Consider the following 19,708-nt stretch of genomic DNA (forward strand, 5'->3'; position numbering starts at 1 on the left):
CAGGCACCGTTGCCTTCACCTCCAGCCCATTGCATCAATTCCCCTTTCCTGAACTGCGTTGATGCGACAAGGCGATTGACCGCCCTCCTGAACGCAACGTAGCGTTCAGCGGAAAGGAAACGCATCGCATCACGAGATGGGGAACGCTCATGAGCGAGTCCGTGCACACCCTCACGACCATGCCGACGGAGCGGCAGCCCGGCTGCCCCTTCGACCCGCCGGCCGAACTGCTCGAAGCCCGCCGGCACGGCCCGCTCAGCCGCTACACCCACCCCGGCGGCCAGTCCGCCTGGCTGATCACCGGGTACGACCAGGTGCGGTCCGTCCTCGCCGACCCGCGCTTCAGCGCGCGCAAGGACCTCATGAACGTGGTCGACTTCACGCTTCCGCCGGCGCCGCCCGGCGAGTTCCTGCTCATGGACGAGCCGGAGCACAGCCGCTACCGGAAGCCCCTGATCGGCAGGTTCACCGTCCGGCGGATGCGGATGCTCACCGAGCGGATCGAGCAGATCACCGCCTCCTGCCTGGACGCCATGGAGAAGACCGGGCCGCCGGCCGACCTGGTGACGGCGTTCGCCAAGCCGATCCCCACCATCGTGATCTGCGAGATCCTGGGCGTGCCCTACGAGGACCGGGCGTCCTTCCAGGAGCAGATCGACGCGTTCATGGGCGGCGAGGTCAGCGACGAGGAGCTGATCGCGGCGTACACCGCGACGCAGGAGTACCTGGAGCGGCTGGTGGCCGCCAAGCGCGCGCACCCCACCGACGACGTGCTCAGCGAGCTCACCGACAGCGACCTGACCGACGAGGAGCTGAAGGGCATCAGCCTCATCCTGCTGGCCGCCGGCTTCGACACCACCGCGAACATGCTGTCCCTCGGCACCTTCGCGCTGCTGCGGAACCCGGAGCAGCTCGCCGCGCTGCGCGCCGATCCGTCGCTCACCGACGGCGCCGTGGAGGAACTGCTGCGGTACCTGAGCGTCGCCAAGACGTTCCACCGGACGGCGCTGGAGGACATCGAACTGGGCGGCCAGACCATCAAGGCCGGGACGACGGTCGTCCTCTCGTACCACACCGCCAACCGCGATCCCGACCGCTTCCCCGACCCCCACACCCTCGACCTGAGCCGGCCGGCAGGCGGGCACCTGGCCTTCAGCCACGGCATCCACCAGTGCCTGGGGCAGCAGCTGGCCCGCGTCGAGATGCGGGTCGCGTTCCGCGCCCTGCTCGACCGCTTCCCGACGCTGCGCCTGGCCGTGCCGGCCGAGGAGGTCGCCCTGCGGCCGGAGACGGCGGACATCTTCGGCGTGAAGAGCCTCCCGGTCACCTGGGACGCGTCGTGACGAGCGGGACGCCGAGCCTGGGCGTCGACCGCGACCGCTGCATCGGCGCCGGCATGTGCGCCATGACCGCCCCCGAGGTGTTCGACCAGGACCCCGACGACGGCCTCGTGCTCCTGCTGGCCCCCGAGCCGCCGGCCGCCCACCGCGCCGCCGCGCGGATGGCCGCCGGCCTCTGCCCCGCCGGGGCGATCACCGTCCACCGGCCGGACGCGGCGGAGGACTGAGGGCCCGGGCCCCTCAGGGGAGTCAGCGGTCGCCCGCCAGGTCGAAATCGTACTCGGGCGCCCGGACCGGAGCCGGTGCCGGCTCCGGCCGGCGCCACGGGCGGGCGATCGGCCGGGAGACCGTCCACCACCACACCTCCGCGGGCACGCGTGCGGGGCCAGGTTGAAGGTCGCCCAGTGGATCGGCAGGAGGGCACCGGACGGGGCGCCGCCCTGGAGGTCGAGGCGCTTCATGCGCGCGAAGACTTCGGACTTACTCGTCCAGGCGGCTGGTTGGCCCAGCCGGTCCCGAGGGGGATGGTGGGGCGGCTTTGCCGGGTGGGCAACGCATATTTCGCCGGATGGCTCGAAGTGACATACTCCTGGCATGACTGACGGCGCCTCAGGCGCGCCGGCCGTGCGGCTCCGCCTCCGGAGGGGGGAGGCTGGGTGCCGCGGAACGCGGTCGCTGGTCCGGAGGGCCGCGAAGTACCGTGTGCAGGAGGTTCCGACAGGTCGAGACGGGGGTGCACGATGACCGGGGTCCGGGCACAGCAGCGCGAACAGACCCGGAAGGCACTGGTGCGCGAGAGCCGACGGCTCTTCTCGACCCAGGGCTACGCATCCGTCAACCTGTCGGAGGTCGTCCAGGCGGCCGGCGTCACCAAGGGGGCGCTCTACCACCACTTCGAGGGCGGCAAGGCCGCGCTCTTCCAGGCCGTGCTGGAGCAGGTCCAGCAAGAGATCGCCACCCGTGTCGCGGCGACGGCCGACGCGCAGCAGGACTCCTGGAGCCAGCTCACGGCCGGCTGCCACGCCTTCCTGGAAGCCACCACGGACCCCTCCGTCCAGCGGATCATGCTGGTGGACGGACCCGCGGTGCTCGGCTGGCGGAGCTGGCGAGCGCTGACCGAAGCCACCTCCGGCCGCCACCTGGCCCACGCCCTCACCGCGCTCGTCCTGGAGGGCACCATCCCGGCCCAGCCGGTGGCACCGCTGACACATCTGCTGTCCGGCGCGATGAACGAGGCCGCCTTGTGGCTGGCCGTGTCGGAGGACGCCGCCGATCTGGACGCCACGCGCCAGGCGCTGACCCGGATACTGGAAGCGCTGCGCACCAGGTGACCCTGCGCGGCGCCCCCCGTCGGGGCGCCCCGCGGTGCTCCCCCCACCCGGCGCCGCGCGCCGGTCAGGCCGCCACGACGTCGACGCGGACCCCGTTGGGGTCGACGATGACGACGCGCCGCCCTTCCCCCTGCTCCGCGCCCTCCACGGCCCCATGGGCGGCCAGCCTCTCCCACGCCGCGTCCCCGTCCGCCACGGCCACGGTGAGCCGCACCGCGCGCACGGGCGTGCGGAGGGCCTCGGGCAGCGCGGGGTGGGTGTGGTCGAGGAGCGTGAGCTCGTGCTGCCGCTGCCCGTCGCGGACCAGCGCGGCGTACCACGGGGTCGCATGGGCGGCGGTGAAGCCGAAGAGTCTCGCGTAGAAACTGCGGGTCTCGTCCATGCGCGAGGTGCAGATCACCGGACTGAAGCTGGTCAGCATGGACACGACTCCGCTCACGTACCTACGGTATGTCAGATGACGCTAGAGACATACCGACGGTATGTCAATCTCACTTCCACAGGTTCAACGAGCGACTGGCGGAGACGTCACGCGGCGGCGTGACGCGGGGGGCGCTGGGCTCGTTGGGACGGAACGACCGATGTCCCACGCAGAACGGTGTCACCATGACGTCCTCCGCCCTGACCAGCTTCTATCCGGTCCTCTGCACCGAGCAGATCGACGAGTCCGTGGCCTTCTACCGCACACACTTCGGGTTCGAGACGACCTACACGAGTGACTGGTACGTCAGCCTGCGCCGGCTCGAGCCGCCACACCACGAACTGGCCCTGGTCTCCGCAGGCCACCCCACCGTGCCCGAGGGGTACCGGCGGCCCGCCACGGGCCTCCTCCTCAACTTCGAGGTGGCCGACGTCGACGCCGAGTACGCCCGGCTGGTACGGGAGGCCGGCCTCCCGGTCGAACTCGACCTGCGCAGCGAGGCGTTCGGCCAGCGCCACTTCATCGTGGCCGCCCCGGGCGGTGTCCTGGTGGACGTGATTACGCCCATCCCCCCGTCGGGTGAGTACGTCGACGCCTATCAGGACGGGGTCGAGTAGCGGGGTGGGAGGTCGGGGGTGGGGGTGTGCCACGGTACAAGGCAGCGGTGCAGGTGCCGCTGGGGCGGGGCCCGGGGTGGTACCCGGGTGGCTTGCCGGGGCGCGGCCGGACTTGCTGCCGCGCCCCGTACGGCGCCGGGCTGGTGCCACCGCATGACGGTTCCGGCCCGCGTCGTCGTGACGCGGGCCGGACTCGGGGTCGCCCTTCCGGGCGGGACGGACGGCTTGTGTCAGCCCTCCACACCGACGGGGGCGGCCCCGTCGGCCGCGCCCTCGGAGTCGCCGGCGCCCTCGCCCGCGCCCGTCGGGGGCAGCTTCACGACGAGCGCCACCAGCACGGCCGAGCCGACCGCCACGACCGCCCCGATGCCGCCGATGATGTTCAGGCCGTCGGTGAAGGCGTCCCGGGCCGAGGCCAGCAAGCCGGAGGCCGCCTCCGCGGACAGGCCCCGCGCCGCGTCGACCGCGCCGGCCAGCGTGTCCCCGGCGTACTCCGGTGCCCCCTGAGGGACCTTCACCCCGGCGTGGTACACGGCCGCGCTGAGGCTGCCGAGCAGCGCCACGCCCAGCGCCATGCCCAGCTCGGTGCTGGTCTCCGACAGGGCGGCCGCGCCGCCGGCCCGCTCCGGCGGGGCCGATCCGACCACGATGTCGGTGCCCAGCGCGATCAGCGGACCGCCGCCCGCGTACACGAAGGCGAAGCCGATGACCACCTGGGTGATGCCCGAGGAGCTGTCGGCCAGGAACAGCGTCAGGTGGCCCACCGCCGAGACGGCCAGGCCGACCGCGACGACGTACGCGGGCCGGAAGCGGCTCGCCGCCATCGGGGACACCACCGCGGTGACGATCAGCGCGAACGCCGCCGGCAGCAGCCACAGGCCCGCCTTCATCGGCGTCAGGCCTCCGACGAGCTGGAGGTACTGCGTCACCATCAGATACGTGCCGCCCGCCACGAGCATGCTGAGCAGAAGCGTCACCAGCGCGGTGCGGAACGTGGGGGTACGGAAGAGCGCCAGGTCCATCAGCGGGCTTTCCAGGGAGCGCTGCCGGCGGATGAAGAGCGCCCCGACGGCCAGGCCCACGACGACCGCGGCGACCGGGACGGCCCCGAAGCCGTCGTTGGCGATCTCCTTCAGGCCGTAGATCACCGGCAGGATCGCGGCCAGCGACAGCGCGGCGCTCGTCAGGTCGAGGCCGCCGGCCTGCTCGTCACGGTACTCGGGGAGCAGCAGGGGACCGGCCACCAGCAGCAGCGCCATGATCGGCACGCCGAGCAGGAAGACCGAGCCCCACCAGAAGTACTCCAGCATGGCACCGCCGACCACCGGACCGAGCGCGATGCCCACGGAGAACATCGTGACCCAGACGGCGATGGCCACACCGCGCTGACGGGCGTCGTGGAACATGTTCATGATCAGGGCGAGCGTGGAGGGCATCAGCGTGGCCCCGGCCAGACCCATCGCCGCCCGCGCCGCGATCAGCGTGACCGGGTCGTTGGCGAAGACGGCGGCCAGCGAGGCGACGCCGAACGCCGCCGCGCCGATCAGCAGCAGCTTCCGGCGGCCGATCCGGTCGCCCAGGGTGCCCATGGTCACCAGGAAGCCCGCGATCAGGAAGCCGTAGATGTCGATGATCCACAGCATCTGGGAGGCGGACGGGTCCAGAGCCGCGCTGATGTGCGGCACGGCGAGGTGCAGCACGCTCACGTCGATGGAGAGCAGCAGGGTCGGCAGCGCCAGGACTGCCAGGCCCAGCCACTCGCGTGGCCCTGCCTGCGCGGGGGTGTCGGTGTTGGTGGTCAAGGGGGGTCCTTTCGGGGTCGTGCTCATCGGTGCCCGGCTCGGATGCCGGGCAGGGGGTCGGGAGGCGCCGCCGGTAGCGGCGCGGCGGGGCCGGGCAGCAGGAGCGCCGCCACGGCCGCCGCGTTGGCAGGGGCGTACAGGTAGAAGTGACCTCCGTGGAACGTCCGGTGTGCGAAGCCGCCGGAGGTCTCCAGCGACCACAGGTGCATCCGGTCACCGATCACCACCGGGTCGTCCACCGCGCTCAGGGCGAAGATCGGGACGCGGACGCCGGAGCGGGGCCGCCGATACGTCTCCATCGCCTCCAGGTCGGCGCGGATGGCCCGGAGCGACGGGCCGACCAGGTCGGCGCGGTCCATCAGCCCCGGCGACATCCCACCGATGTCCGTCAGGTGCTCCAGCAGCTCCGCATCGGTCCGCAGGTGCGCGAAGGGCGGTTCGCTGGGGAAGCACGGTGGTTGCCGCGCCGACACCGCGAGCAGCTCCGGGGGCAGCCCTTTCGTCTCCATGGCGCGGGTCAGTTCGTAGCCGAGGACGCTGCCGAAGCTGTGCCCGATCACCGCATACGGCAGCGGCTCCAGTTCGGCCAGCTCGCGGGCGAGGGCGTCGACCATCGGCTCGACCCGGTTCACCAGCGGCTCGTTGATGCGCGCGCCCCGGCCGGGCAGCTGGGCCACGACGCACTCGACGTCGTCAGGCAGCACCTGCCACCAGGAGCGGAACGCGGACGGCCACCCGCCGGCGTGCGGGAGCGCCACGAGCCGGAACCGCGGGCGGGCCCGGGGCACGGGCCCCGGGCCGCCTGCGGCCGTACGGCGGGCACCGCTGCCCGCCCTCATCCACCAGCCGCTCATCCGGGCCCCGCGTCCCCGGACACCGCGTGTCCGGCCGTCGCGGGCCGCCCGTCCGCCGGGCGGCCGGTCAGCAGCGGGTGGTGCTCCTCCAGGTGCCGGATCACCCGCTCCTGGTGGCGCTGGAGGCGCTGTCCCGGAAGGTGCTCCAGGGAGTGCAGGAACGGGTCCTCGGGCGCCGGCAGCCCGGCGATCGCGGTGGCCGTACCGAGCACCAGCATCGGCTGGTACCACGCCGAGTAGCCGCCCTCGTGGGCGAACACCACCCGGCCGCCGGTCAGTTCGTCGGCGAGCCGGCACATCGCCGAGGCCATGGTGTGGAAGGTCCGGCTGGTGCACATCATCCGGCCCATCGGGTCGTGGCCGCCCGCGTCCACGCCCGCCGCCACCAGGATCAGGTCGGGGGCGAAGGCGCGGGCCGCGGGCTCCACGATCCGCTCCATGACGGCCAGGTAGGCACCGTGGCCGGAGCCGGCGGGCAGCGGCACGTTGAGCGTGCTGCCCGCCCCCGCGCCGGCGCCGGTCTCCATGACGAGACCGGACGCCGCCGGGAACAGCCCGTCCTGGTGGACGGAGATGTACAGGACGTCGGGGTCCTCGTAGAAGGTGCGCTGGATGCCGTTGCCGTGGTGGACGTCCCAGTCGAGGATCAGCACCCGCCGCGCCCCGTGGCGCTGGGCCGCGCGGGCGGCCACCGCCACGTTGTTGTAGAGGCACAGCGCCATCGCCCGGTCGGGTTCCGCGTGGTGGCCGGGCGGGCGCACCAGGCAGTAGGCGCGGTCGAACCGTCCGTCCAGGACGCCCGTCGCGGCCTGGACGCAGGCCCCGGCGGCGAGCCTGGCCGCCCGCGCGCTGTGGTAGTTGACGTGCGCGTACACGCCGGCGTCGCCCGCGCCGGCCGCAGAGGCGGCCTCGACCCGCTCGATGTGGCCGGGCACGTGCACGAGGAGCAACTCCTCGTCGGTGGCGGGCGCCGGGGTGTGGGCGGTGTAGTGGTCCATCACCCCGGTCGCCTTGACCAGCCCCTCGGCACGCCGCAGGTCGGGGTCGACCGCGAACTGCCGCAGCGGTTCGACGCCCGGCCCGACCGGCACGTACCCCGAACCGGCGCCTGGGTCGTGCCAGAAGCAGATCTCGTGGCTGAACCACGCGAGACGGGAGCCGCTCACCAGCCGGCCACTCCCAGCGAGGCGCGGCTGACGCCGGACGCCTTCTCGATGTACTGCAGGTAGTACTCGCGCTCCTCGTCGGGCGTGCGCTTGGTGCGCAGCGTCGTCTCCAGCAGGCGGAGGATCTCCTCGGCCTCGGCAGGGGACAGGCCCCTCTCGCCGATCTCCTTCTCCAGCGCGCGGATGCGCGCCGTCGGCTCGGCCACGCCGGACGCGAACGCCGCCGGGTCGCTGCCGTTGTTGCGGGTGGAGGCGATGGTCTTCAGAACCGCTCCGAAGAACGCCGTTGTGTCGGTCATGGTCGAATCCCCCTTGGTCGCGGTACATCGGTCGGCACGTCAGTCGGTCGGTGCGCCGGCCGGTGCGGTGACGGTGAGCGGTGCGGTGACCGTGCGTCGGTCGGCGCACGGGCCGGTGCGGGTGTGCGGTGGCCTCCGGTCCCCGGGAGGGGGCGGAGCCGCGCGGCACCGGCGGGTCAGCGGATGAGGCCGCAGGCGCGGCCGGCCTTCTCGAGCGTGACGACCGCCGCGTCCAGGTCGGCGTCCGTGTGGCTGAGGTTGACGATCGTCCGGAGCCGGGGAAGGGTCCGCGGCACGGCCGGGTACACGATCGGCTGGACGAAGAGCCCGTCGAGCTGGCACAGCCGCGCCATCTCCACGGCCTGGTCGGCACTGGAGCAGATGAGGGGCACGACGGGTGTCTCGCTGGCGAGCGTGTCGAAGCCCAGGGCGTGCAGCTGGTCGCGGTACCGGGTGGTCCTGGCCCGCAGCTCGCGGGTCAGGGACGGCGCGGCGGCCATCACCTCGACGGCGGCCTTGGCCGCGGCCACCTGGGCGGGCGTGGCCGCCGCGGAGAACATCCAGCCGCGCGCGTTGTTCTTCAGGGCGAAGATCAGGTCACGGGAGCCGGCGACGTAGCCGCCCGCGCTCGGCACGGTCTTGGAGAGCGTGCCCATCTTGACGTGGACGCGGTCCGGGTCGATGCCGAAGTGCTCGGTGATACCGCGCCCGGTGTCACCCAGCACGCCGAGGCTGTGCGCCTCGTCGACCATCAGCGGGGCGTCGTAGCGCTCGCACAGCTCCAGGATGCCGGGCAGGTCGGCCACGTCGCCGTCCATGCTGAACACCGCGTCGGTCACCACCAGGCGGCCGCCGTCGCCCGCCTTGCGCAGGGCACGCTCGAGGTCGGCGAGGTCGTTGTGGGCGTAGGTGACGACCTTGGCCCCGGAAAGCCGGTAGCCGTCGAGGATGCTGGCGTGGTTGTAGACGTCGCCGATGACGGTGTCGCCGGGGCCGACGAGGGCGCCGACCGTGGCCACGTTCGCCATGTAGCCGCTGGAGAACACGATGGCGTCCTCCGCGCCGAGGAAGCGGGCGAGCGCCAGCTCCAGCTCGCGGTGCAGGTGCAGGGTGCCGGCCAGCAGGCGCACGCCGTGCGCGCCGGTCCCGTGCTGCTCGACGGCGCGCAGCGCCTGGTCGTCGATGTAGGGGTGCCCGATGAGCCCGAGGTAGCTGTACGACGCGAAGTTCAGGAACCAGCGGCCGTCGAACTTGATGCGGGAGCCCGACGCCTCCTCGATCACCGGCTCGTAGAAGTACTCGCCGCGCGCGACGATCCCGCGGTCGTCGCCCGACAGCGCGTCGATGCGGCGGTCGAGGAAGGTGCCGTGCGGGGCGTCGGCCAGTCGTCCGGGCAGCGTACGGCGGGGGACGCGGGTCGACGCGGCCGGCTCCGCGCCGGGGGCGGGCAGGGCGGCGGACGCCGGCGCGGGCGTCGGGCCCGTGGAGGGGGACGCCGTCCGGGCGGGCGCGGGGGCCGGGGCCTGGGCCTGGGTCGGCCGGGCCGCCGGGGCGGGGTCCGTGTCGCGGAAGCGGTCCCAGTCGGGCACGAAGCCGTCGGCGGCCCGGGCGGGGGCCGGCTCCTGCACGGGCGGCTGCGCCGGGGCCCGTACGGCGGTCGCCGGGGCGGCCGGGGCGGGGGCCGCCGCGGGGGCCTCGTAGGGCGACTCGCGGGGCGCCGGTATGGACAGGGCGGGCGCCTGCGCGGCGGGGGCCGCGGGCGCCTGCGCGGCGGCGTCGCGCGGCAGGCTCTCCAGGTGGGTGAGGAGGGAGCCGACCCGGGTCTGCTCGAAGAACACCATCGGGTCCACGTCGAGCCCGTCGGAGGCCAGCGAGGCGGCCAACTCGACGGCCATCATCGAGTCGAGGCCCAGCTCCAGCAGGTCGTCCTCGGCGGAGACCGAGTCGACGTGCAGGACCTTCCGGAGGGCGAGGGTGAGCGACGGCCAGAGGCCGGCGTCGGGCGTGACAGCAGTCATGGGTGCGTCCTTCGCGTTCGCGGCGGAGAGTACGTAGTGCGCGGGCGGGCGGCCCAGGGCCGTGCGGAGCAGTGCGATGCCGTCGTCCTCGGTGAGCGCGGCGACGCCGTGCGCGGCGGCCTTGGGGGCGATGGCCTCGCCCATGCCGACCGTCCACAGGCCCCAGCCGAGGCTGTACCAGGGCAGGCCCTCGGCCCGCCGGCGGGCGGCGTAGCCGTCCAGGTAGCCGTTGGCCGCGGCGTAGGCGCTCTGGCCGAGGTTGGCCCGGACGGCCGCGATCGAGGAGAACAGGACGACGAAACCGGGGTGTTCGCCGCCCGCGACGAGGTCGGCGAGGACGTGCGTGCCGCCGACCTTGGGGCCGAGGACGGCGGCGACCCGGTCCGGCGTCAGGTTGCGGGCGAGTCCGTCGCGCAGTACGCCCGCCGCGTGGAACACCCCGTCGAAGGGACCGGAGAGCACCTCGTCGAGGGAGCGGACGTCGGCGGCCACGATGTCGAGGTCGCAGCGCCCGGCGAGCCGGTCGAGGCGCTCGCGGGCCTCGCCCCGCTCCGGGACGGTCCGCCCGACCAGGGTCAGCCGGGCGCAGCCCTCGTCCGCGAGGAACTCGGCGACGCGCAGGCCGATGCCGCCCATGCCGCCGGTGATCAGGAACCGACCGCCCCGGTACCGCACCTCGCGGGCGGGCGCCGGGGGCGCCGGCAGCAGGGAGGGCTCGTACCAGACGCCGTCCCGGAGGGCGAGCTCCGTGCCGTCCCGGCGCAGCGCCTCCCAGAGGGCGGCGCCGTCGTCGCCCTCCGCTCCGGCGGCCGTGCCCCGGCCGGAGCCGAGGTCGGCCAGGCGGACCCTGGTGCGGGGGTGCTCGACGCGCAGGGTGCGGCCGAGGCCCCACAGGGCCGTCATGAGGGGGTCGACGAGGTCCCCCTCCGCCACCGCGTGCGCGGTGCCGGTGACGATGAGCAGGTCGGGCATGGGCGGGCGGGCGGCGAGCCGGCGGACCAGGGCGAAGACGTCCTGGAAGGCCCTGGTCGCCGCCGCCGCGTCGTCCGCCGCGGCCGGACCGTCGGGGGCCACGTAGACGACGTCCCGCGGGACGGTGCCCTCCGGCAGGGCGTCGAGGCCCTCGTCGGCGAACCGCTGCGGCGTCAGGTGGAGGACCCGGCGGCCCTCGGGCGCGCGGGGCGCGTGCGCCGCCACCACCAGGACGGTGCCCTCGGCGGCGGCCGCCGGGCCGGCGTCGGCCGCTTCCCCGGGGCCGGTCGCCGGGCCGGGGGCGGTGGGTCCGGTGGACCCGCCGGCCCCGGCAGGGCGGGCGGTCGCGGGGGCAACCTCCCGCCAGACCAGGGTCTCGGTCATCGGGACCACCGCCGGTGCCCGGCCGGTGCCGGCCGGGTCGCCCCCGGCGGGTGCCACCGGAGCGACGGGGCGCGCGGGCGCCACGGCGCCGGCCGGCCGGAGCGCCGGGACGGTCACCGGGGCGGTGCCGGTCGCGTCGGGCGCCGCGGGGGCGCCGGCCTGCCGGGGCGCGGCGATGGGCCCCGCGGCCTTGAGGGTGATCCGGTCCAGTTCCAGAAGCACCTCCCCTTGCTGGTTGCAGACCACGGCCCGGCCGCGCACGGCGCCCGCGGACGTGGCGCCGGAGCCGGAGTCGGCGGGCTCGTCCCGCTCGACCAGGGCGATGACCGTGCCGGAGATCCGGCGGCGGGCCACCAGCCGGCCGACGTACCAGGGCAGGCACGCCCCGGCCGAACCGTCGTCGAGCATGCCGAGCGCCTGGAAGACGCTGTCGAGCAGCGGCGGCGGGACGAACGGGGGCACCGCCCCGCCGTCCGCGCCGTCCTCGGCGCGGAGCATCAGCAGCATGCGGCCGGGGCCGCGGTGCGCCGACCGGATGACCCGGTAGGCGGGCCCGTAGGCGATGCCGCTCGCGTCCCGCCAGGCCGCCAGGTCCGCCAGCGGGACCTGCTGGGTGCAGCCCGCCCTGAGCCCGGCCACGTCGACGTACCGGGGCGGCGGGAGCGGGGTGCCGGTCACGCGGGCGGCGCTGTGCTCGACCGGCTCCTCGCCGGGCGCCGACGGCACGGAGCGGATCGCGTACCGGCCGTCCCCGGCCGCCGCCACCTCGATGCCTGCCTCGGCACCGGGGACGGTCAGCGGCGCCCTGAACGCGATCTGCTCCAGCTTCCACACCCGGTCGGGCCGCTCGGCGTCGCGGGCGGCGAGCAGGGCGTCGATCTGCGCGGCGGCGGGCACGACCGGGACGCCGCCGATCCGGTGGTCGGCGACCAGCGGGTCGGCGGCCCTGAGGGTGATCCGGCGGGCGCTCATGTGCGCAGCCCGAAGCGGCCGGTGGCCCGCACGAGGCCGTTCACCTGGATGTCGACGGCGTGCTCGCCGGGGTAGTACGTGCGGGTCTGGACCTCCCTGATGGGGTGGGACTTCTCCAGCGTCCGCTTCTCGCCGGGGCCGAGTTCGAGCGTGGTCAGCTTGAAGACCTTGGGGATGCTGCGCCCGTTCTTGCGGACGTGGTGCACCACGTAGTCGATGGCGAGGCTGTGCCGGCGGTCGTCGGTGTTCTCGATGTCGAAGTCGATGACGAGGGTGTCGCCGACGGTGACCGCGTCCGGGGAGATCCGCAGCCGGGGTACGAGCACGTGCTCGCCGCCGGTCGCCCCGAGGAGGGCCAGGGCCTGCTGGTCGCCCTTCTTCACGAGGGTGCGCAGGCCGTGCTTGACGATCCAGCGGGTCTCGGGGGTGGGGCTCTCCTCCAGCCAGCGCAGCGCGGTGTCGAGGGCGACCTGGGGGTGGTCCTTGGAGATGTCGTTGAGGTTGTTGGCGACGGACTTGCGCACGTACTCGGAGGAGTCGCTGCGCAGCGGTTCGAGAATCTCCAGGACCGGGTGCGGGTCCTTGATGAAGACGGCGAGCGCGCGGTGCCAGGGCAGCCGGGAGCGGACGCCCTCGGTGGCCAGCCGGCGCACGTTGTGGCTGGGGCTGACGGCCCAGCGGGCGACCCGCTCCATCGTCAGCTCGTAGTGCTGCTCGAGGTAGGGCCGGATGGCGTACTCGCCAGTGTGCCGCTTGGTGATCTCCTCGATGGCGTCGAGGGACAGCTCGGGGTGGTCGAGGCCGTACTCCTCGACGAAGCGGGCCACCGGCATGAGGAACCAGCTGCTGTTGAACATGCCCTCGCCCTCGGCGAGTTCGTCCTCGAGGATCGCGAGGAGGATCGGCACGGCCGCCGTGTAGTCCTCGGGGAGCCGCGTCCGCAGCCCTTCCGCGAGGACCATCACGCGGTCCTTCAGCTCCAGTCCGGGGATCCGCTTCTCGACCTCGGCCGCATAGTCCTCCACGTCGAAGCCGGGGTGAACGGCCCGGATCTTGCCGCCGATGAGGCGAGCCGCGTCACCGTTGAAGTGACGCTTCAGTCCGTACTCGCTAGCCATGGTGCTGGTGCCTCTCGTTCCTGTCGTACGGGTGTTGCCTGTCTTGCGGGTCCTGCGAGTGGTTCGGGGTGGTGGTGCCGGGGGTGGGCGTGGGCGGGGAGACCCAGTACCGCTGCCGGTTGAAGGGGTAGGTCGGCAGGGTCGTCGTCCGATGGCCCTTGCCGGCATGCACACCGGCCCAGTCCACGGCTCCCGACCCGGTGTTCGCGTAAGCGGCGAGAGCGCCATGCACCTCGGCCTGGTCGACACGATCACGCCGCAGCGTGGTCAACCACACCGGCTCACCCCCCTGCCACGACGCCCGCGCCAACGACGTCAACTGCGGCTGGGAACCGATCTCCCACACCACACCCGCACCCACCGAACCCACCAACGCGACAGCCTCCGAGAACCGCACAGGCTCACGAATCCCCCGCGCCCAATGCCCCGGATCCACCGCCGACTCCGCCGTATGCCACCCACCCGACACCGACGAAGCGAACGCCACCGAAGGAGCCGACAACACCACCCCCGACACCGCCTCGGCGAACGGCGCAACCGCACCCTCCATCAAAGCCGAATGAAAAGCGTGGCTCACCACCAACGGCTGCGACCGCAGACCCGACTCCTCACGGAACCGCGCCACCACACCCGCCGGACCCGAAACCGTCACCACCCCGGGCGAGTTGAACGCCGCCACCTCCACACCGGGAAACCCCCGCAGCACCTCCAGGACCGCGTCCACATCCCCGTGCACCGCCGCCATCGCACCCTCACCCGGCTGCGACTCCATCAACCGACCCCGCACCACCGCCAGACGCAGCAGATCCCCCAGACCCACCACACCCGCAGCCCACGCAGCCGTCAACTCACCCAGACTGTGACCCACCACCACATCCGCACGCACCCCCACCGACTCCAACCACCGCACCAACCCCACCTGCACCGCCACAATCCCCACCTGAGCCAACCGGGTGCGGCCGAGGGTGCCGGAGGCGTCGGTGAACAGCAGGTCCAGCAGCGGGACTTCCAGCTCTCCGGCGAGCAGGTCGGCGCACTCGTCGAGCGCCGCCCGGAACGCCGGCTCCGTGCGGTAGAGCCCCTGGCCCATGCCCGCGTACTGCGAGCCCTGCCCGGTGAACATGAAGGCGACCGGCGCGGAGCTCCGGCCGCCCTTGCGGGCGACGGCGGAGGTGCCGGAGGCGACGTCCCGCAGCGCGACCGCGAGCTCACCCGCGTCACCCCCCGACACGACCGCACCGAACCTGCCCTCCGCCCGGCCCGTGTTGGCCGTGAAGGCGAAGTCACCCAGCCGGTCGGCGTCCACCTCGGCCAGGGCGTCCGCGTAGGACCCGGCCAGCGCCCGGACGGAGGACTCGTCGGCCGCGTCCACGCGCACCACGTACGACTCCTGCGCCACGACCTCCCGGGCCGGGGCCGCGGGCGGCTCCTCGACGATCACGTGGGCGTTGACCCCGCCCATCCCGAACGCGCTCACCGCGCCACGCCGCGGACCGTCCTCGGGACGCGGCCACTCCTTCACGCCGTCGGCCAGGTAGAACGGGGTGTCCTCGAAGCGGATGTGGTCGTTGGGCCGCACCACGTGCAGCGACGGCGGGATCAGGCCCCGCTCCATCGACAGCAGCAGCTTGACGAGTCCGGCGAGACCCGCGGCGGGCTCCAGATGACCGACGTTGCTCTTGAGCGAGCCGAGCGCGCAGAACTGCGAACGGTCCGTCGTCGCACGCCACGCACGCGTCAGCCCCTCGACCTCGATCGGATCACCCAGACTCGTCCCCGTACCATGCGCCTCCACCATGCCGATCGACTCCACCGACACCCCCGCGTCCGCGAGCGCGGCCGTGATGACCTCCGCCTGGGCGCGCGGGCTGGGCGCCGAGTAGCGCGTGGTACGGCCGCCGTGGTTCACGGCCGCGCCCTTGACGACGCCCCGGATCCGGTCGCCGTCGCGCAGCGCGTCGTCGCAGCGCCGCAGCACCACGGCCACGGCGCCCTCACCGGGGACGAAGCCGTCGGCGGTGCTGTCGAAGGCGCGGCTGCGGTGGCGCGGGGAGAGCGCCATCATGTCGCCCATCGACCGGAAGTACTCCGGGCTGATGCCGGCGTGCACGGCGCCGATGACCGCCGTGTCGATGTCGCCGGAGCGCAGGTGCTGGAGCGCGGAGTGCAGGGCGACCAGCGACGACGAGCAGAGCGTGTTGACGACCGTGCTGGGGCCGCGCCAGTCCATCAGGTACGAGAGCCGGTTGGCGATCATCGCCTCCAGGCCCAGGCCGCGGCCCTCGGGCACGCCGTGGCGGAAGCGTTCCTCGTGGTAGTGGTCGTGGCTGTAGGCGATCCACAGGCCGGTGCGGGCCTCGTCGGCGCGGGCGCCGGCGCGTCCGCCGTCCTCCAGTGCCTCCCAGATCGTCTCGTAGACGATGCGGGCCTGCGGGTCGATCAGCGGCGCCTCGCGGGCGGATATCCGGAAGGGGGCCGGGTCGAACTCGTCGACCCGGTCGAGGAAGGAGGCGTGCGGGAGGGGTCCGGCGGTGTCACCCCGACGGCTCTCGGGCAGTGGGCCGACGGTGTCGCGGCCCTCGACGAGCAGGTCGGCGAAGGCGGTCAGCGAACCGGCGGTGGGCAGCCTGACCGCGGCGCCCACGACCGCGACGTCGCGCGGCCGGGTCGCGGGGGCGGCCCCGCCGGGCGCGGACGCGGCCTCGTCGGATGAGCGGGGCCTGTGGACGGCCGTGACGCCCGCCGCCGTGGCGGGTGCCCGCTGCGGCTCCGGGGGCCGGGGCGGCGCCTGCGGGACCACCGGAGGCGCCGGGGCCACGGGGGCCGGCTCCATCACGGGGGCCGCCTCGGCGACCGGGGGCGTCGGGGTCCGCGGGGCCGCCGGGGCCTCGGCGGCCTGCGGGGCCTCGGGGGCCTGCGGGGCGGACGGGCTCGGGAGCCGGTCGACGAGCTCCGGGGCCTCCTCCGTCAGGAAGTCGGCGAACTGGCGGGGCGTCGGGTACTCGAAGAAGACCGTCGGGTAGAGGGACAGGTCGTGTTCCCGGGAGATCCGCTCGCTCAGCCCCACCAGGCCGACGGAGTCGAAGCCGGCGGAGAGGAACTCGGTGTCGGCGTGCTCCTCGGACGTGCCGGTCAGCGCCAGGAACCAGGCCAGCGCCCGCGCGGACGGCGTACCGACCGCGGCGGCGGGGGCGGCCTGAACCGCCGGAGCGGCGGGCGCGGCGGCAGGGGCGGGCTCGGCCGGGAGCGGTGCGACGGCGGCGGGGACGGGCCCGGCGGCCGGGGTGACCGGGGCCGGAGCGGCCGGAGCCGGGGCGGCCGGGGCCTCGGCAGGCCCGGTGGCGGTGGCGTCGGTGGCGGGGTCCTCGCGGAACGCCATCGCCGGGACGCGCTTGGAGGACATGTCGCCGAAGACCAGCAGCGGCGTGCCCGACTCGTCGGTGACGGTCTGGGTGACCCGGCACGCCTCGTCGTTCCAGAAGGCGATCTCGGTACGGACGTACGCGGCGTCGTCCAGCGGGCCCAGGACATCGAGCCGGCCGACCGACAGCGGGATGAACGCGGAGGCGTCGGCGGTGCCGAAGACCGGGTTGGCCGGGTCGATGGCCGCCACGGTCACGCTGTCCAGGAGGCCCGGGAAGAGCTGGACGCCGGGCGGGTTCAGCTCCCGCTGGCGAGGGCCCTCGATCCGGGCGAGGGTCCCGCCGTCCGGCAGGCTCGCCACCCAGGAGATGTTCCGGTAGTAGCGCCCGTGGTGGTAGCCGATGCGCCGCAGCCACCGGTACATGCCGGAACCAGCGTGGAGGGCGGAGCCGGCGCAGTCGGCCAGCAGGGCGGCGACCGGGAGGCGGGGCGCCGGCTCGGCACGGGTGGCGAGGCGGCCGGTGACGAAGACGTCGCCGGTCTCGCCGTCCTCCACCCGGAACCGCCCGTCCCCGTCGACCCGGCCGACCACGCGGCGCGCCCCGGCGGGGATGAGGGGGCGGTGGAAGAGGACGTCCGTCGCGCCGTGGAACGGCTCGCCGCGCAGGGCGGCGCCCTCGCGCAGGAAGTCGAACCAGGCGACGCCCGGGAGCATCAGCGTGCGGTACACGGAGTGCTGGGCGATGGGCACCTCGCCGGGCCCGAAGACCCGGGCGTAGGTGTATCCGGCGGGGCCGTCGTCGGCCACCAGCTCGGCGGGCGAGCCCGGTTCGGCGGACCGCAGCGGCTCGGCGAGGTCCAGGGCGCGTCCGCGCGGCTGGGCGACGGGCAGCAGGCGCTTGCTCCACGCGGCGGCGCCGGTGCTCTTCTGGAACGCGGCCCAGTCGATGTCCCGTCCGGCCTCGAAAAGTTCGGCGGCGATCGCGGCCAGTACGGTCGCGGCGGTCCGCTCGTCGTGCGCCCCGGCCAGGCGCGCGCCGACGTCGGGGCCGCCGGTGCCGAAGGCGGCGGTGTCCGGGTGTCCGGCGTCGCGGGCCGGGTCGCCGTCGCGCCGCAGGACCTCGCCGAGCGCCTGCTCCAGCGGCAGGCCGCCCCGTACGAAGTCGGCGACCGCCTCCCAGCCGGGCGGGAGGTCGACGGCGCTGCCGGGCAGCCCCAGGTCGCGCAGCGCGATGGCGAGGGCGACCCCGGAGAGGATGCGGAGCAGTTCGCCGGAGAACGCGGCGAACGGGGTGCCGGTGGCCGTCTCGAAGAGGCGCACGACCTCGTGCACGGCGGGGGTGGAGCGGTCGAGGGCGGTGAGCCACGCGGGTGGCGCGGCGGCGGCCTCGGGACGTACGGAGACGGTGGCGCGGGACGTGCCGGCGCCGGTGCCGGGGGCTCCGGGCGTCAGGAGCCTGGCGCGCAGGGCGGCCGTCAGCTCCCGCGCGTCCTCGCCGACGACGGCCAGCCGGACGGCGCGGTGCGGGCGGGCGAGCCGGGCGGTGGTGCACACGTCGGCCAGCTCCTCCGGCCGGTCCTGGAGGGACGGCAGGAACTGGACCCACTGGGCGCACAGTTCGCGCAGCCCGTAGGCGGTGTCGGCGGAGAGCGTCAGGACGTGGACGGGCCGACGGGCCCCGGCGGGAGCCGTCCCGGTCCGGCGGGCCGGGGCGGGGACCGCCTCGGCCACGACGTGCGCGTTGGTGCCGCCGAAGCCGAAGCCGCTCACGGCGGCCCGGCGGACCGGCGCGTCGGGCCAGGGCCGGGCGGTCTCGGGCAGGTGGAAGGGGCTGTCGGCCAGGTTGAGGCGGGGGTTCGGGGACTCGACGGCCACGGCCGGTACGGTGCCCTCGCGCAGCGACACGATGATCTTCGCGAGTCCGGCAAGCCCGGAGGCCGAGTGGAGGTGGCCGATCCGGCGCTTGACCGAGCCGAGCGCGACCGAGTTGCGCGGCACGCCGTGGCGCCCGAAGACCTCGGTGAGGGCCCGCACCTCGATGGGGTCGCCGATGGCGGTGCCGGTGCCGTGCGCCTCGACGTACTGCACGGTCGCCGGGTCGACGGTCCGGTACACCTTGTCGAGCAGGTCGATCTGGGCTTCCAGGTTGGGCGTGGTGACGCCCATGGTGCGGCCGTCGTTGTTGACCGCGACCCCGCTGATCGCGCCGAGGACCAGGTCCCCGTCGCGCAGCGCCGCCGCCATCGGCTTCAGCACCAGGGCGGCGGCCCCCTCGCCGGGGACGTAGCCGTTGGCCCGGCTGTCGAAGGTGTGGCAGAGCCCGTCCGGTGAGAGCGCCCCGGTGCGGGAGAGGAGGACGAAGGTCAGCGGGTCGATCAGCAGGTCGACCGCGCCGACGAGGGCCACCTCGCAGCTTCCGGACGCGAGGCTCTGGCAGGCGAGCCAGACCGCCGAGAGCGACGAGGAGCAGGCCGTGTCGACGACGAGGCTGGGGCCCGCGAGGTCGAAGCGGTCGGACAGCCAGGCCGCCATGAAGTTCTGCGAGCGGCCCCACAGGGCGGCCGGGCCGGGCCCGGCGGCGCCGGCCGGGCCGGGCGCCGGCGGGTCCGGGAGGCCGCCGGGCGCGACCGTGCCGCGGCCCCGGTCGAAGCCGTAGGCGTTCATCCGGGCGCCGATGAACACGCCCGCGTCGAGCCTGCGGCGCGCGCCCAGGTAGCCCGAGTCCTCCAGGGCCCGGGCGCCGACCTCCAGCATGACCCGCTGCTGCGGGTCGAGGAGGACGGCGTCCTCGGCGGTCATGCCGAAGGCCTCGTGGTCGAAGGAGAACGGGTCGACCAGGAAGGCGCCCCGGTGGTGGGTGCCGCGGTGCGGCGCCTCGCCGAGGTACAGGTGGCGGGCCCACCGGCTCGGCGGGACCTCGCCGACCTCGACGCCGTCGCCGCCCAGCATGGCCGTCAGGTCGGTCACGTCCTCGGCGCCGGGGAGCCTTACCGCGAGGCCGATGACGGCGATGCGGGTGTCGAGCTCGCTCACAGTTGTCCTTTCGTGTC

At 74.3% G+C, this 19,708-nt stretch carries 12 protein-coding genes and 1 pseudogene; 4 read left to right on the forward strand and 9 right to left on the reverse strand.

What is annotated here, in order from left to right; all coding sequences use genetic code 11:
• Nucleotides 1–149: 149 nt before the first annotated feature.
• Nucleotides 150–1,343 carry a cytochrome P450 gene (locus tag ACFVQZ_RS30840; protein ID WP_383628020.1) on the forward strand — a complete coding sequence of 398 codons (1,194 nt, stop codon included), beginning with the start codon at nucleotides 150–152 and terminating at the stop codon, nucleotides 1,341–1,343.
• A complete protein-coding gene (locus ACFVQZ_RS30845; RefSeq protein WP_030497249.1) occupies nucleotides 1,340–1,567 on the forward strand; it encodes a 4Fe-4S domain-containing protein in 228 nt (75 codons plus the stop codon). The genes ACFVQZ_RS30840 and ACFVQZ_RS30845 overlap by 4 nt, the downstream gene beginning before the upstream one ends.
• Nucleotides 1,568–1,589: 22 nt before the next feature.
• Here ACFVQZ_RS30845 and ACFVQZ_RS30850 read toward each other — a convergent pair.
• Nucleotides 1,590–1,792 (reverse strand): annotated as a pseudogene (locus ACFVQZ_RS30850) (MBL fold metallo-hydrolase); the annotation flags it as partial.
• A gap of 288 nt (nucleotides 1,793–2,080) precedes the next feature.
• Between ACFVQZ_RS30850 and ACFVQZ_RS30855 the strand changes: the two are divergent.
• Nucleotides 2,081–2,671: a TetR/AcrR family transcriptional regulator gene (locus ACFVQZ_RS30855; protein ID WP_383628022.1), complete on the forward strand. Its 591-nt coding sequence runs from the start codon at nucleotides 2,081–2,083 to the stop codon at nucleotides 2,669–2,671.
• 64 nt (nucleotides 2,672–2,735) lie between these two features.
• Here ACFVQZ_RS30855 and ACFVQZ_RS30860 read toward each other — a convergent pair whose 3' ends face one another.
• Nucleotides 2,736–3,110, reverse strand: coding sequence for a VOC family protein (locus ACFVQZ_RS30860; protein WP_383628024.1), 375 nt, complete (start codon nucleotides 3,108–3,110; stop codon nucleotides 2,736–2,738).
• A gap of 167 nt (nucleotides 3,111–3,277) precedes the next feature.
• Between ACFVQZ_RS30860 and ACFVQZ_RS30865 the strand changes: the two genes are divergently transcribed.
• Complete coding sequence (locus ACFVQZ_RS30865; protein WP_030497252.1) at nucleotides 3,278–3,709, forward strand: VOC family protein; 432 nt, start codon at nucleotides 3,278–3,280, stop codon at nucleotides 3,707–3,709.
• Between the two features lie 230 nt (nucleotides 3,710–3,939).
• Here ACFVQZ_RS30865 and ACFVQZ_RS30870 read toward each other — a convergent pair whose 3' ends face one another.
• The 7 genes from ACFVQZ_RS30870 to ACFVQZ_RS30900 all read right to left on the reverse strand — a co-directional run bounded on the left by ACFVQZ_RS30870 (nucleotide 3,940) and on the right by ACFVQZ_RS30900 (nucleotide 19,691).
• Nucleotides 3,940–5,538 (reverse strand): MFS transporter, encoded by a 1,599-nt coding sequence (locus ACFVQZ_RS30870; protein ID WP_383628026.1) that lies wholly within the window; start codon nucleotides 5,536–5,538, stop codon nucleotides 3,940–3,942.
• The gene (locus ACFVQZ_RS30875; RefSeq protein WP_321193346.1) at nucleotides 5,535–6,269 is read right to left on the reverse strand and encodes a thioesterase domain-containing protein; all 735 of its coding nucleotides are present in this window, start codon (nucleotides 6,267–6,269) and stop codon (nucleotides 5,535–5,537) included. Before ACFVQZ_RS30875 ends, ACFVQZ_RS30870 begins: the two co-directional genes overlap by 4 nt.
• Nucleotides 6,270–6,361: 92 nt before the next feature.
• On the reverse strand, nucleotides 6,362–7,531 hold the full coding sequence (locus ACFVQZ_RS30880) for a class II histone deacetylase (protein ID WP_383628029.1): 1,170 nt from the start codon (nucleotides 7,529–7,531) through the stop codon (nucleotides 6,362–6,364).
• Nucleotides 7,528–7,830, reverse strand: coding sequence for a hypothetical protein (locus tag ACFVQZ_RS30885; RefSeq protein WP_030497256.1), 303 nt, complete (start codon nucleotides 7,828–7,830; stop codon nucleotides 7,528–7,530). Before ACFVQZ_RS30885 ends, ACFVQZ_RS30880 begins: the two co-directional genes overlap by 4 nt.
• A gap of 176 nt (nucleotides 7,831–8,006) precedes the next feature.
• A complete protein-coding gene (locus ACFVQZ_RS30890) occupies nucleotides 8,007–12,176 on the reverse strand; it encodes an aminotransferase class I/II-fold pyridoxal phosphate-dependent enzyme (RefSeq protein WP_383628031.1) in 4,170 nt (1,389 codons plus the stop codon).
• On the reverse strand, nucleotides 12,173–13,294 hold the full coding sequence (locus ACFVQZ_RS30895) for a DNA alkylation repair protein (protein ID WP_030497258.1): 1,122 nt from the start codon (nucleotides 13,292–13,294) through the stop codon (nucleotides 12,173–12,175). Before ACFVQZ_RS30895 ends, ACFVQZ_RS30890 begins: the two co-directional genes overlap by 4 nt.
• Nucleotides 13,287–19,691 carry a beta-ketoacyl synthase N-terminal-like domain-containing protein gene (locus ACFVQZ_RS30900; protein WP_383628034.1) on the reverse strand — a complete coding sequence of 2,135 codons (6,405 nt, stop codon included), beginning with the start codon at nucleotides 19,689–19,691 and terminating at the stop codon, nucleotides 13,287–13,289. The genes ACFVQZ_RS30895 and ACFVQZ_RS30900 overlap by 8 nt, the downstream gene beginning before the upstream one ends.
• Nucleotides 19,692–19,708: the final 17 nt, after the last annotated feature.

It is taken from the genome of Streptomyces sp. NPDC057854, from assembly GCF_042797055.1.
In the GTDB taxonomy this organism is placed as follows: domain Bacteria; phylum Actinomycetota; class Actinomycetes; order Streptomycetales; family Streptomycetaceae; genus Streptomyces.

Coding starts and splice junctions, on each gene's coding strand:
- ACFVQZ_RS30895 (WP_030497258.1), bottom strand. CDS start 13,294: ATGGCTAGCGAGTACGGACTGAAGCGTCACTTCAACGGTGACGCGGCT.
- ACFVQZ_RS30870 (WP_383628026.1), bottom strand. CDS start 5,538: ATGAGCACGACCCCGAAAGGACCCCCCTTGACCACCAACACCGACACC.
- ACFVQZ_RS30890 (WP_383628031.1), bottom strand. CDS start 12,176: ATGAGCGCCCGCCGGATCACCCTCAGGGCCGCCGACCCGCTGGTCGCC.
- ACFVQZ_RS30855 (WP_383628022.1), top strand. CDS start 2,081: ATGACCGGGGTCCGGGCACAGCAGCGCGAACAGACCCGGAAGGCACTG.
- ACFVQZ_RS30885 (WP_030497256.1), bottom strand. CDS start 7,830: ATGACCGACACAACGGCGTTCTTCGGAGCGGTTCTGAAGACCATCGCC.
- ACFVQZ_RS30840 (WP_383628020.1), top strand. CDS start 150: ATGAGCGAGTCCGTGCACACCCTCACGACCATGCCGACGGAGCGGCAG.
- ACFVQZ_RS30865 (WP_030497252.1), top strand. CDS start 3,278: ATGACGTCCTCCGCCCTGACCAGCTTCTATCCGGTCCTCTGCACCGAG.